This is a genomic window from Alloalcanivorax sp. C16-2 (genome assembly GCF_046507615.1).
Lineage (GTDB): Bacteria > Pseudomonadota > Gammaproteobacteria > Pseudomonadales > Alcanivoracaceae > Alloalcanivorax > Alloalcanivorax marinus_A.
Map to the genome: position 1 here is coordinate 59,983 of NZ_JBKFTL010000002.1, position 13,400 is coordinate 73,382.

Consider the following 13,400-nt stretch of genomic DNA (forward strand, 5'->3'; position numbering starts at 1 on the left):
ATTAACGTTCGGCGCTAAGCTCGTAATCAGGCTGGCGCCGAATGCTTCCCCATCCTGCCCCGGCCTTGCCGGGGCTTTTTTTGCCTTGAGCGATACATTATGGAGACGGCAACCATGAAAATAGAAACTCTATTCTTCACGCTTCTCGGCCTGGCGGCCTGGTCTCTGTCCAACATTACAGTAGCGGACTGGGATACTGGCGCTTGCCCCGGCGGTGGCTCGGCCCCTTGTATCGAAACCGAAATCAATGACAATACCTATCATTTCAACGGTACTGGCGGGCACACGGATACATGGCATAGCCGGCCTGCTGCGGAGGGCGGTGGTGACTTCGTTTTCGAAGGCGATGCAGGATTTTATTGCTCCTTGAATTTGAACTGCACACTAGCCTGGAGTGGAGAGATAAAAAAATGCCAGGACTCCAACGGTGACTGGCGTATCGGCTTCCAGATCAATTCGGCGAGCATGTCGAATGGTTCATTCTGCAGCCTTTACATTCTGAGCAATTTCCCCTGGTACCTGAAGGAACCCAGTCTCACCCCCCACTGCCCGTTCGTGGATAACTGTGATGACTTCATACCTTATGACGCAACAGCATCTAGTTATACCGCAAATCTGGGACGAATCAGCCTGACCGCTATCGGCATAGGATTAGTGAACGAGGAGCATCTTCACAGCGTGGCCTTCACCCCCGGCCTCGGCGCCAGCTTCGACTTCTCTTCCAATTTTTACGATTGCGATGAGAGCTCAGACTGTTCCTTTGAGGGTGAGCTGATAATTGATAATGCCACATCCTTGGACATCCAATAACAGACAATATCGGCAGGCTCGGCGTCGGATCTCGCAATCGGGCTGGCGCCGAACACTTCCCCATCCGGCCCCGGTCTAGCCCGGGCTTTTTAAAGCGACTCGTTATGGAATGACAATCATAAAAATAGCAACTCTACCCCTGACGCTTCTCGGCCTAACGGCCTGTTCACTGTCCAGCATCACAGTAGCAGACAGGGATACCAGCGCTTGCCCTGGCGGTGGCTCGGCCCCTTGTATCGAAACCGAAATCAACGGCAATACCTATCATTTCAACGGTACTGGGGGGGGCACGCGGATGCATGGCATGGCCGGCCTGCCGCGGAGGGCGGTGGTGACTTCGTTTTTGAAGGCGACGGTGTGCCCTTCAATTGCGACTGGAGTGTGAACTGCACCTTAGCCTGGAGCGGTAAGATAAAGAAATTCCAGGACAATAGTGGCAACTGACGCGTCGGATTCCAAATCAATGGGGCCATTTTTGCGGTCTTCATCGTTTCAGCGGTTTCCCTTGGTATACCAAAGACCCGGGAATTACCCCGCACTGCCCGTTAGAGGATGACTGCGATAGCTTGATCCCGTATGACGGGAACGCCTCTAGCTATACCGCAAATGTAGGCACCATAGGCATTAGCGCCCTGGGCGTTCCTCTCGTCGAAGACGAACACCTTCAAGGTGTTATTTTTTCTCCAGGTGTTGGCGCCAACTTTGCTTTCGCATCCGATTTCTACAATTGTGATGATAACGCGAACTGCTACCTTAACGGTGCGCTGACGATAAAAAACGCCGCCTCACTGGACGTCCAGTAACAAGCAATAGCGATATAAGTTCGGCGCCAGGTGGGCACAATCCGCTTGGCGCCGAACACTTCCCCATCCTGCCCCGGCCTCACCGGGGCTTTTTTGAACGAATCACTATGGAGACGGCAACCATGGAAATAACAACCCGACCCCTAACACTTCTCAGCTTGACGACCTGGTCACTCATTACGGCGAAGCATTACGGCGAAGGACTGGAACCCCGGCCGACGGCGGACTGGCGCCTTGTATCAAAACCGAAATCAACGGAAGTACCTATATTCAACGGTACCCGCTCGCACGCAGATGCGTAACATGGCCGATCAGCTACGAAAGGGGCGGAATTTCCATTTTTTAGGCAACTATGTGATGGGAAAAGCTTACGTAATCTCGCTCCGCGCGCTTAACTCTTTGATTCATCAAATCTACCACAATCGGGGCTGAAACGTGTCAACTCTATTCAGAAATGGCCAGGATAATAAAAAGGGGCTCCTTACGGAGCCCCTTACAAGTAGCGCCTTGCTTTCTACTATTATTCCTATTTTATAGGCTCCGAAATCATATTAATCCGGGAGCCATATTCAGGAATAAATAGGTCGAGGTATCCTGCTTCTTCTCCAGAAGAAGATAGACCGATATCAATATTGATCAAGTTCGTATTACGCTGCTCAACCTGCATGCGCCCGTCATCGAGAAAGCTTACCTCGCCCTCCAGGTTCATATTTAATTGGTAAGACTTAAGGTCCCCCGGGTTACTGAGCGGGTCCCACTGCAAAGAGTTCGGCGCATCAAGGTAAAGTTCCATATCCATGCTCAATACCGCACCCTGATCTTGTTCCGAAATCCAGCCGACAATCGGCTCATCTCTATTATTTCCAGAGAAACGCATTCGCAGGATCTGCGGACCTGTTAGAGTACCCGCAGCGTAATACAAAGCACCAAGAGCATTGGTGTTGATATAGAGGTCAAGCGCTGTCCCCATAACAAGCGAGGGCCACAACTTGATTTTCACACGGCCATTCTCATCAACCTCATCGGTCACCTCCGCGATTGCAGCGGACATCAGATAGCTGAACTTGTTTTCGGGACACTCAAAGGGTTCCCGAACTTCACTGGTGACCGGAAATATAGTGACTGGATCCATCTTGAAATCAGAATCATAACTGCATCCCACGTTTGCTCCGCTTAAGCTTTCCGCAGGCCCTCGGGAATCGAAGCGTGAAAGAATTTTTGCACTGTTCTTCGCAGGCTTTAATCCGTTCGGATCATAATCGGGATATAAACCGAACCCGAGATCTCCCGCCACAAGCGGACCTTCGGGGCCATACTCCTCAATATCGAAATCAAATTCCCCTGCTCCTGCAGCTCTTACGGGATCCGGCTCGCCCGTTATAGTCCAGAAGTCGATCACGTCGCTTATACTATCAGCTGCAGCACCGATATTAGTGCGGTCACTGACGAAGTTCCGGTTGGTATCTGCTACAGGCTGTGTTCGCAGTACTTGCAAGACATGTGCGCTTGGCGCATCGCCCCGAAAAAATTGCGTCATATTCGGGCCGCCCGCCGTTATAGACGCGGTGGGATTCTCATTGTATTTGTGGAATGAACCACCCGGAAACCTTTTTCTTGCAAAGGCTACTCCCACGGGCAGGGTGCGCACGGGCAAGCCTTCACTATCGCATACTGCGTCCACGCCGCATTGGAAGTCTCGGTTGTCCGCGGTTATCTCCGAATTCGCGCCAGTGCTGCATGGCTCAATTTCCGTGGCATCGTTCGCGACGATACGCTTCATGCTGCCGTTTCCCTCTGAACAGATTGCCCAGCCGGATGACTTCAGTGTGTACTGATACAGCTCGTCTTCTTGCCACGGCTCCGCCGGCCAGAACTTTAATGTCATATCGGCCATTTCCACCGTACCGGCCACCTCTTCCAGCACTTGTTCGCTCTCGTTGATCCTCTCCACTTTGAAGGTTTGACCCAGCACTACAGTATCGGGGTCGATCTTCATGCCGAAAGCAATGATGATTGGGCGGTTAGCGGGCATATCCATCACGGGGATCGCGTCATCCGCGGGACGATTTTCTCGCTCAGTGCCATCAGTGATGGCTTGCGCGCCACCAGCGCACATACCCGCGACGCCGTTGGCAAGGTCTCGGTAGGAGGTCTGCCCGATGTCGTTCCCCCCCGAGGCAGGCTCAGACAGCCCAGTAAAACCACCTGCCTCGATAAAGTCCTCCAGCAAGGCGCAAGGAAAACCGGGATAAGCAGCCAGAATCACCGGTGCTTGTCTCGTTGTGCGGCGCTCATTCCAGAAAGGCGAGGACGGATAGGTTGGAGACACCTCAGGGCTGGTCAGATCATAATCCGGCACGATGGTCGCCAGCTCGAACTGCTCGATCATCGGCATACCCACGGCCATGTTGCCGGCCAGGTCGGTGGCGCCATCCACTTCCACGCGGTAGACGTTCGGGTTCTCCGCCGGGCTCAGCTGGAAGCCGGGCTGGCTTACCTTGGTGCCCGCGGCGGTTTCCTCGCTGGTTTCCTGAAGTTGGATCACCAGGGCGGTGCCATCGACGTAGTAGTCAATGTCCATTTCCTGGTCGGCGGCGTCGAAGACGTGCACCTTGCCTTTCACGCTGCCCGGTTCGATGGGCTCGTCGAAGTTCATGATGATGGGGTCGCCGGGCTTGGCGAGCACCGCCTTCTCGTCGCCGGTGATGCTGTCGTTGCCCATGCTCCAGCTCTGCATCATTGGCGGCGTGGTGTCGGTCTGTTCCTGGCGAACGTCCGCCACCAGTTGCTCGGTCTGGTCGCGGTAGGTCTGCAGCTGGAAGCTCAAGGTGCCGTAGCCGCGTTCCAGGCCGAGGATCATCGGTTCCACCACGCCCACGGCGTTGATGTCGATGACGCCGGCATCGGTGTCGGTGCTCACCGTGCCCACCAGTTCCAGGTGGGTGATGTTCTGGGTAACGCCGCCGTTGGCGATAGCGTCCTCGGTGCTCATGGCCACGTCCATGAACAGGCGCACCATGCGCGGGCCTTCCGGATCGTAGATGTTGGGGATCAGGTAGCCGTTGGCGTCGGAGAGGAAGTGCACGCGCACTTCGCCGCTGTCGAACCCGGCTTCCACTTCACCGCCGATTTTCACGTCGATGCTGCTGCCGGTGAGCAGGGTGCCCCGGCGGATGCGCAGCGGGGAGACGGTGGGCCAGTCCGGCAGGAACGCCAGGTCGCCGAGCAGGTCGCCTTCCTGCTGGGTGGCGGCCATGTTGGTGGTCTCGGCATCGCCGAGGAGCACGGCGTTCACCGGGATCTTGTTGATTTCCTCGCCGGTGAGCGGCGACAGGCCGTTGCCGGCGCCCTGATCACCCGGGGTGGTGATGCGCTGCACCAGCGGCAACGGCCGCTGATCCGGGCTCGTGCCTTCTGCCAGGGAGCTGGCCGGGTTGAAGCGGAAGCGGTTGCCGTTGGGGAACGCGAAGCTTTCGCCGTAGATGCTCTCGATGGCGCCGTCCTCGAACGCGAGGCGGTAGGACTGCCCGGCGGTGAGGTCTTCCTTGGGATCGATGGTGAGGTAAGGGCCGTCCACCACCATCCAGGCCGGCACCAGGTCGCCGTTGCGGTCAAGCAGGCGCACGGTGCTGTCACCGCCCTGGCCGTAGACCAGGGTCTTCTCTTCCAGCGGCTGGGTGAACTGCAGGCGGATGGTGGAGAAATCCATCATCGGGTCCTGCTCGCCGCCGCTGGGCATGGCGCGCGTCACGTCCATGGTGTCGGCGGTGATGACGTTGGCCTTGATGCCTTCTTCCGCGGCGCGGGTGCTGAAGCGGATGTCCTGCACACCGGTGATGTCGGTGTCGTCGGGGAACTCGACCACATAGTCGGCGTGGTAATCCAGCTTGCCGGTGGGGGTGAGGATGAGCGACCGGCCATCGGCGGTCAGGCGGCTGTCGGTGTCCACGGCCTGGCCGCCCTGGCGCAGCACCACGTCGTTTTCAAGCCCCTGGCCCTCGATGCTCTGGGAGAAGCGCAGCACCACCGGCGTGGGGGTGGGCACTTCATGCTGGTCCTGAATCGGGTAGGAATAGGTCAATGCGTTTTGCGCGGCTTCGCCGGCGCTACCGGAAGGACTGCTGGATCCCCCCCCGCAGGCGGCCAGCATGACGGCCGTGGGCAAGGCCAGGGCCACTGGCATTATCTTTCTTATCATGGTCGCTCCTCGACGTTTCATACTTAACCTCATTGTTATCAACGTCTTTTTTATATCGGCTTTTCGGACTGGAAATAGCCATCACCCGCCCTGGTTGCTGGCGAGCGATTCCTTGATTGGCGTTGTTGTTGTTGTTCGATGCACCCCCATGGCGTTTCGCCCATAGTGGAAACACGTTCACATTCACTGTTCGAGAATAGCCAGCGGGCAGGAGGGGTGTATAGGCAGGAGAGACGTTAAATTGGGTTTTCAGGGACAACCTTTAAAAGGGGACGGAGATAATAAAAAGTCTTTCTTATTGAATGGGTTAGCACCCTTCATAACGGTCGTTTTGTGTATTCATCAAAAAACCGTCAAGGCAAATGAACAAAACAGTAAAAGGGGACGGAATAACCGCCAAGCAACCTATATCTACATTTGTTACCGATAGAAACAAGAGCGCCGGAGCCGCCCTCCTCAGCCCTCGAACACTTGCTCCAACGACCCGGCATCGAGAATCCGGCCCGCCCAGGTATCGATTTCCTCGACCGTGGCCTGCTCCACCCGTTGGCGCACTTCATCCGGCAGGGGGCCAAAGCGGTGAGTGAGCTGGAGCAGCAGCAGTTTACTCTGGCCTTGTTGCATGCCTTGCTGCATGCCTTGTTGCATGCCCTCTTCCTTGGCGAGACGCTCAAAGCTTGTCACGTATTGCATGTGCCCTTCTCCTTCGATGACGGTGAGGCGATGCCGCAGGCTTTGTTCCAGGTGTGGAGGCAACGCCATGAGCCAATCGATGATGCGTAATAGTTGAATAATACGGTGTTTTTCCCAACCGTGGCCATAGAGCAGCCGGATCAGGCGGTACTTGGCACGGTAGCGCCGCCCCCAACCAGCGCCACCTCCACCAGTTTGTCCACGACGCGCTGGCCCGTGTTGGACTCCGGCACGATCTTGCGCAGCTCCTGATCGAGAAAACGGTGGGATTTCGTCCAATCGATGGATTGCCAGGCATCGGGGAAATAGAAGGCCATGAAATCCGGCAGCATCTCCTCAATGGCTTCCTTCCAGGGTGAGTCGTAATCGTCTTGCGCCACCTGTCACCTCCTTGTGTTGAAACTGCAGGGTGACACCAGGGAGGCGCCGATGACTGTGGGGAATCGAGGAAAAGGCTGTCAGCGATTGGACATTGAATTTGTAAGGGGTGCCGGAGGGAAGTCTTACTCCGGAGTGCAGCGGCCCCGTTCCGATGGCCGGATGTGGTCGCCCACGGCGATCTGGTGGTGGCGGAAGAACCCGGCGTTGACTTCGAGTGCCGCGGCGTAGTCGGTGCCCGGGCGATAAACCCGGCAACGGCGGGGGTCCCGGCTCTCGCAGGGCGTCATGGTGCGCAGCGCCAGAATACGCCCACTCTCGTCCAGGAAGGCGATGTCGAGCGGGATCAGGGTGCGGTACATATAAAAGCCCTGCTCCGCCCGGGCCGGAGGATCGAAGCGGAACAGCATGCCCCTGTCCGAGGCCAGGGACTCGCGCTGCATCAAGCCCCGTTGGCGAGCCTGCGGCGTCGCCGCCACTTCCACCCGCAGAGGTTGTTTAATATGTGCCACGCACAGGGTTTCCGTGGCCGCCGGGGCGGCGAACAGCGGTGCGCAACAAAATACCAGGCCCGCCGCGAGAGTCTTTGATACCGCCTTTTGGATTTCCATTGCTGTCATTTCCGGACGCCGATAAATGTTTTATTCGCAGAGAGCCGGTTAGTAAAGGCTAACCACGGCCTGGACGGCAGCACAACTGCACAGGATACAAGGTTTTGTCTCCGCCTCTACAGCGGGATGCCGTTTATCAGATATTTTATACCGTTCATCATCGGGCATCCCGGCAAAGGGGACGTGTAACTTATTGAATTTGCTAGGCATTCCAGTCCCAAAACCCCCTTGTTTTCTTTATTTGCAAACCAGCTTTTCAAAAAATTGGATTCCCGGTGCTCCGCTTTTCGACTAGGGTTTATCGGTCGCCAGAAAAAAGCGGCATGCGCCCACGGGCATGGAAGAAAAACCCGCCGGGCGTATACAAAAGGAATAAGGAAATCTCATGTCACTCGAAAAAAAGAGAAACGTTCCCGGTAACCGTGGCTAGGTAAAGCCCCGCGGCGGGGTCGCACGGAGCGCACCCCGCCTCCCCTTTTTGCCCCCGGTTAAGCCAGACCCGGAACGTCAGGAGGTCTCATGGCCATCCCCAGATCGAATACCCTCTCCGCTTCCCGGCTTCCGGGCGGCACTCCCTTCAAAACGCCACGGCCACCTTGGCGCCGGGCTGCCCTGCTGTACCTCGCCGGCACCCCGCCACGGCGCGGCGGCCGGACGGACACGCCCGGCTAGCCGGTACCCGTACCGGGGCCGGCGGCGGCCCGCCACGATAGAACAATAAGAGGCGATCACGCGCAGTTGGCGATATCTCGCTTTCGTGACCTCACGGATAAAATTTCGTGATGAAGGAGAGTCATCATGTCCAGCACGGAGCGCTTGCTGCTCGAGGACTATCCCCACCATTTGATGCGCAAAAGCCGTCAAGGCGAGCGTGTCTTTCTCAACGAAGCCGACTACCGGCACTGTTACAGCCAGATCCGGCAACTGAAACAACGCTACGACCTGGATCTGATGGCCTGGACCATTCTACCGGACCGGATTCATCTACTGGTACGGCCCAGGCAGAAAGCCAGGCACATCTCCTCCTTTGTGAAGGCGCTTTCCTGCCGTGCCACCCTGCGCCAGCGAAGCCTGCGACGGATCAGTTCGCCCTGGGAGGAAGGTTTCCGTGCCAGCCCGGTGGAGCCCGGCCAGTGGTTGCTCGCCACCATGTGCTATATCGAGCGCCTGCCGGCCATGGAACAACTGGCCAGCTCCGCCTTCCATTACCGGCACAGCAGCTACCGTATGCGCCTGGGCAAGAGCGACCGTTACTGGCTCGACGACCCGCAGGAATACCTTCGCCTGGGCGACACCATCGAAGAGCGCGCCCGCGCCTACCGCGCCTACATCAAGGAAGCCCTGGACACGGACGATCTGGATGCCATTCATCAGGCGATACACCGTAACCTGCTGACCGGCTCGCCGCGCTTCGTACAGGACGCTTACCGGGAATTCAAAACGGCTCAATCATTGACCAATAGGTGAACATCCGTTTTTCTCTCTGACCTTATGATCCTCTGGTTTCCCGCGTTGCCCCTCCCCTCTCCTCCACACGATGACCGGCGTTACCAACGGTAACGCCCGGATCAACCAGACACTTTAAAAGTCGATATTTTTCTCTTCCTTTACCGCTTTTATCACTGGTGAGCGATGCGGCAATGGTGCCCAGGTTCACAAAAATCCCTTTTTTAGCGAAACGAATCCCACTCAATTTGTTTACACCTGTACCTGGATGTTTGTTCACAAGTTCCTGATATTCATTGTTTTTTTATTTTCGGTGGAAACGAGCGTCCCCTTTTCGGCGTTTTCTATTTTCCTCTCACTCCACCTCCACTAACTTTGAAGTTGTCGGCTCGGGGGGCAATAACAACAACTCACGGGCCGACGTCACGGCGAGCATGGAAGAAGTAAAGAAACGCCGTGGCAACCATCCTTACAAACGGAAAAAAAGAGGACACTCTCATGTCTATCAAGATGATGAAAAAAGCAATGATTGGTGCCGCCGGTGCCGTGGCTCTGATGGGTGCCGTGAACGCTCACGCGATCGACGTGCAATATCCGGGGACCTACACCTTCGAGGGTCAGACCACGCTGTCCGCGAGCTTCGTGACCGCCACCTGTAACCTGAGCCTGACCGGCGACGTGGATTCTTCTGGTAACGTCAGCGTCACCACCGGCAGCGTTTCCGGCGCTTCCGCCGTGTGTGGCAACATCGAGCTGCAGGGCTTCCCCTGGACCGGTACCGCGGACCCCAGCAACTACACCCTGCCTCTCAACGGTGTTGAAGTTGAAATCTACGGTGGCCTGGTTACCTGTAGCGGCAACATCACCGCCGGCTTCTCCAACGGTACGCCGACCGATGCCGATCCGTCCTTCTTCGCTCTGAACAACGCCAGCTTCGGCATCTGCTCCGTAACCGGCGACCTGGAAGTACAGGGCACCGACATCAACATCTACCCGTAATCATCGGGTAAACAGCTTCACCCGAACCAAGGCCGGGGCTATTCAGCCCCGGCCTTCTTTTATGGGTCCATTTTCCTACGTTGTCTTCAAAAAAAAGGGCGGGCCTTCATAGGAAGGCCCGCCCCTGGTTATTTGCCCGGATTACTTGATCGGGCTTGATACGTAGCTGATGAAGCTACCACGCTGAGGGATCAAGAGATCCAGGAAACCAGCCTGGAACCCCACGTTGGCGAAGAACTTCACATCGACCGGTACATCCTCGGTGTTGAATTGCTCAACAACCATGCGGCCGTCGTCGAGGAACTTCACATCCCCGGACAGCGACATGGTAACCGGGTAGCTGTAGATATTGTGGTAAACCGTCAAACCGAACAGGTTGCGTTCGAGGAAGGGCGCATCCAGATAGAGATCCACATTCTCGGCGCTCAGAACCGGACCGTCCGCGCCATCCTTGATCCAGGCTTCAATGGGTTGGTTACGCTGGCCGTTACCATCTTCCTGATAACGCATCCTCATGATCTGCAGGCCGGAGGGTACGGGAACCATGGTGGTGTTGAGGTTCTGATACACCCGGAAGCTGGTGGTCAGGATACGACCCGGCCAGATCAGAACCTTGAGCCCCTGGCCCTCCACGAATTCATCCGTGACTTCCGCGTTCAGGGCGGCGGTCAGATAGGTGAATTTTTCCTTGGGGCACACCAATGGGTCGGCGACGCTGTCCGGGGTTTGATCCGCCGGGGCCGGATAATTGAAACCGCATCCGACCGTGCCACTATTCAGTGTGAAAAATGGCGGTTGAGCCTGGCCGTTGGGCAGACCTCCCGGGGTCCTCACCAGTATCTTCGCGCTGTTCGGCAGCGGGCGCACGCCGTCCGGGTCAATCGCGGGATCGGTGTAGGGGTCCGGTTCGTCACCGGGTACCGGCTCCTGCACGGCGTACTCAAAGGGCGTGAACCCCGTGGCATTGGGCCCGGTTTCCTCGACGGTGTGGTTCATTTCATGCTCGAAGTTGGAATTCACGTCCGCGGTCGGCAAGTTCACCAGGGACTGAAGCACGTTGTGCGTCTCGCTGGCCCCCTGGAAGATCTGGGTGAGGTCTTCCCCGCCACCATCGGCCTCCGTCACGGTAGTCGCCGTTACATAGGTAGCACGCGTCATCGGAGAAAGGGCCCGCTTGATCTCTACCTGCGCCAATTGACGGGTTTGCAGCGGCAGCCCGTCCACGCCGCAGATCGCCTCATCCCCGCACTGAGCGTCACTGGAACTCCAGTCGCCGTTGGAGCCGAGGGTATATTGATAGTAGCCACCCTCCTGCCACGGTGACGCCGGCCAGAAGGTGATGTCACGCGCGCCCAGGGTAATATCCCCCTGAACTTCACCGACCACGTTGCCGCTGTCATCGAGTTCCTCCACCACGAAGCTGCTCCCATATACCACGCTGCTCGGGTCGATATCCTTGGAGAAACGCACGATCACCGGCCGGTTGGCGGGCAACTGGCTGATCGGCAGCACATCGTCGGCGGGCTGGATATCCGCGGGCATCAGGGTCAGGTCGGGGTACTGTTCGGCGGTGATACCGGTGAAGCCACCGAGGCACCGCCCCGCCAGGCCGTTGGCGATGTCCCGGGTGCTCTCGTCCAGCACACAGGGGTAACCCGGGTACAGGCTGGTGATCACCGGAGACCACTCGACCATTTCCACCGGCTCTCCAAAGTTGTCCGTCCCGCCGATAATTTCCTCGACACGGGTGGCCAGCTCAAAGGTCTCGTCCAGCGGTACGGCCAGGGCATTACCCGCGAGGTCCGTCACCCCCGACGCTACCTGGATACGATATTGGATCGGGTTCAGTTCCTCACTCAGACGCAGTGGCTCACGGGGGCGCACCACCACGGAGGCGCCATCCACCATCACGTCAATGGGCTGTTCCGCGACACCGCTATTGTCCGTCTTGTACAACGTGACCTTGCCGGTCACGGAACGCGGCGCCAGCGGCTCGTCGAAATTGAGCACGATGGGATCACCCGGCTTCTGCAGATTCGTCTTGTCGCCTGGCATCCAGCTTTGCAGCGTGGGTCCGACGGTGTCCGCCTGGGCGGTGGGCGCGCTGCCCTGATCCTCATAGGACTGCAGTTGGAAGCTCAGCAGGCCGTAGCCGAATTCCTGGCCGAGAATATCCGGCTCGACCACGCTCACGGCGTCCACGTTCAGCACGCCGGCGTCGGTATCAATGTCGGCCAGGCCAACCAATTCGATGTGCAGCAGATCCTGGGTGAAGGCACCGTTGGCCCGCGCTTCCTCCGTCGCGATGCCCACGTCCATCATCAGTTGGATCATTCGGGATGCGCTCTCATCGCCGACCGAATAGCGGTTTTCCATCATGTAGCCGGTGGCGTCGGAGAGCAGGGTCATGGTGACATCGCCGGACCCGAAGCCAGCGGCGACTTCGCCACCGATCATGATGGGGCTGATTTCATCGCCTCTGAGCACCGTGCCTTTCGGCAGACGGATGGGCGTGATTTCAGCGAACCGGGTGGCGTCCGCCAGCTCCGCCACCACCGACTCGGCGCGGGCCTGGGTGATGTTGGCGTCCTCGCCGAGCAGAGTGCCGTTCACCGGCACCTGGTTGACGTCACGGCCGGTAAGCCGGGATTGTCCGCCCACGGTCAGCCGTTGCACCAGTCGGGTGGGCTCGCCACGGGGCGAGGTGTCCTGGGGTTTGAAGCGCAAGCGCTGCTCGTCGAAGTTGACCCCATAGATACTCGCCAGATCGGCGCCCAGGGTCAGGGTGTAGGTCTGGGTCGGGTCCAGGTATTCCGGCTCCGGATCGATGGTCAGGTAGCGGCCGTCGACCAGCAGGGTGGCGGGCACTTGCTCATCGTCGGCGCCGTGGGTCAGGGTGACGCTCTCGCCATAGACGGCGGTGTCGCGATCCACGGGTTGCGACATCTGCAGACGGAAGCTGGAGAAATCCATGGCGGCGAAGCCCTGCTGGGCCGCCGGCACGCTCAGGTTGTCGAAGTTGGGGAAGGCGCGGATAACCTCGAAGTTATCCATATCGGTCACCACCAGCTCCTTGGGCCCCTGGTGCAGGGCCCGGGTGCTGAACCGCAGCGTGCGGTCCGCCACCGCGCCGCCGTTGGCGAGCGTGAGCCCGTCAATGACCAGGGTGTATTGCTGGTTGGGTTTGAACGGATCATCGTCCTCGGGGACGATCATCACGTTACCGCTCTCACCCTGCACTTCCTCGAAGTTGGGAGTCATTTCGCGACCGTCGGCATCACCTTCATACAGGCGGATGGCCGCGGCGGCGTCGGCGACACCGACACTCGCGGAAAAACGCAGGATCACCGGTGCCGCGGTGGACACTTCGCTCTGGCCGTCGCCGGGATAGGCGTACACCAGGCCCTGGGATTGCGTGGCAGGGTCGGCGGCACGGCCACCGGCGGAATCTCCGCTTCCTCC

General features: G+C 58.2%; 9 protein-coding genes. 3 read left to right on the plus strand and 6 right to left on the minus strand.

Annotated features, from left to right (window positions below; translation table 11 throughout):
- Nucleotides 1-114: 114 nt before the first annotated feature.
- Nucleotides 115-810 carry a hypothetical protein gene (locus ACLD02_RS10525; RefSeq protein WP_410298665.1) on the plus strand — a complete coding sequence of 232 codons (696 nt, stop codon included), beginning with the start codon at nucleotides 115-117 and terminating at the stop codon, nucleotides 808-810.
- A 1,329-nt stretch (nucleotides 811-2,139) separates the two neighbouring features.
- Here the strand turns inward: ACLD02_RS10525 and ACLD02_RS10530 are convergent.
- From ACLD02_RS10530 to ACLD02_RS10545, 4 genes are all read right to left on the minus strand, one after another.
- Nucleotides 2,140-5,811, minus strand: a complete 3,672-nt coding sequence (locus ACLD02_RS10530; RefSeq protein ID WP_410298666.1) for an Ig-like domain-containing protein — start codon at nucleotides 5,809-5,811, stop codon at nucleotides 2,140-2,142.
- Nucleotides 5,812-6,267: 456 nt separating this feature from the next.
- The gene (locus tag ACLD02_RS10535; RefSeq protein WP_410298667.1) at nucleotides 6,268-6,504 is read right to left on the minus strand and encodes a DUF4351 domain-containing protein; all 237 of its coding nucleotides are present in this window, start codon (nucleotides 6,502-6,504) and stop codon (nucleotides 6,268-6,270) included.
- Nucleotides 6,505-6,644: 140 nt separating this feature from the next.
- Complete coding sequence (locus tag ACLD02_RS10540) at nucleotides 6,645-6,884, minus strand: hypothetical protein (RefSeq protein WP_410298668.1); 240 nt, start codon at nucleotides 6,882-6,884, stop codon at nucleotides 6,645-6,647.
- 123 nt (nucleotides 6,885-7,007) lie between these two features.
- Complete coding sequence (locus ACLD02_RS10545) at nucleotides 7,008-7,493, minus strand: DUF192 domain-containing protein (RefSeq protein WP_410298669.1); 486 nt, start codon at nucleotides 7,491-7,493, stop codon at nucleotides 7,008-7,010.
- Nucleotides 7,494-8,291: 798 nt separating this feature from the next.
- Between ACLD02_RS10545 and ACLD02_RS10550 the strand changes: the two genes are divergently transcribed.
- Nucleotides 8,292-8,960 carry a transposase gene (locus ACLD02_RS10550; protein WP_410298670.1) on the plus strand — a complete coding sequence of 223 codons (669 nt, stop codon included), beginning with the start codon at nucleotides 8,292-8,294 and terminating at the stop codon, nucleotides 8,958-8,960.
- 22 nt (nucleotides 8,961-8,982) lie between these two features.
- On the opposite strand, the gene ACLD02_RS10555 is transcribed toward ACLD02_RS10550, so the two are convergent.
- On the minus strand, nucleotides 8,983-9,219 hold the full coding sequence (locus tag ACLD02_RS10555; protein WP_410298671.1) for a hypothetical protein: 237 nt from the start codon (nucleotides 9,217-9,219) through the stop codon (nucleotides 8,983-8,985).
- Nucleotides 9,220-9,437: 218 nt separating this feature from the next.
- Here ACLD02_RS10555 and ACLD02_RS10560 point away from each other — a divergent pair, with 218 nt between their 5' ends.
- Nucleotides 9,438-9,938, plus strand: a complete 501-nt coding sequence (locus ACLD02_RS10560; RefSeq protein ID WP_410298672.1) for a hypothetical protein — start codon at nucleotides 9,438-9,440, stop codon at nucleotides 9,936-9,938.
- 141 nt (nucleotides 9,939-10,079) lie between these two features.
- Here ACLD02_RS10560 and ACLD02_RS10565 read toward each other — a convergent pair whose 3' ends face one another.
- On the minus strand, nucleotides 10,080-13,337 hold the full coding sequence (locus ACLD02_RS10565; RefSeq protein WP_410298673.1) for an Ig-like domain-containing protein: 3,258 nt from the start codon (nucleotides 13,335-13,337) through the stop codon (nucleotides 10,080-10,082).
- Nucleotides 13,338-13,400 lie beyond the last annotated feature (63 nt).

Coding starts and splice junctions, on each gene's coding strand:
- ACLD02_RS10525 (WP_410298665.1), top strand. CDS start 115: ATGAAAATAGAAACTCTATTCTTCACGCTTCTCGGCCTGGCGGCCTGG.
- ACLD02_RS10530 (WP_410298666.1), bottom strand. CDS start 5,811: ATGATAAGAAAGATAATGCCAGTGGCCCTGGCCTTGCCCACGGCCGTC.
- ACLD02_RS10535 (WP_410298667.1), bottom strand. CDS start 6,504: ATGCAATACGTGACAAGCTTTGAGCGTCTCGCCAAGGAAGAGGGCATG.
- ACLD02_RS10545 (WP_410298669.1), bottom strand. CDS start 7,493: ATGGAAATCCAAAAGGCGGTATCAAAGACTCTCGCGGCGGGCCTGGTA.
- ACLD02_RS10550 (WP_410298670.1), top strand. CDS start 8,292: ATGTCCAGCACGGAGCGCTTGCTGCTCGAGGACTATCCCCACCATTTG.
- ACLD02_RS10560 (WP_410298672.1), top strand. CDS start 9,438: ATGTCTATCAAGATGATGAAAAAAGCAATGATTGGTGCCGCCGGTGCC.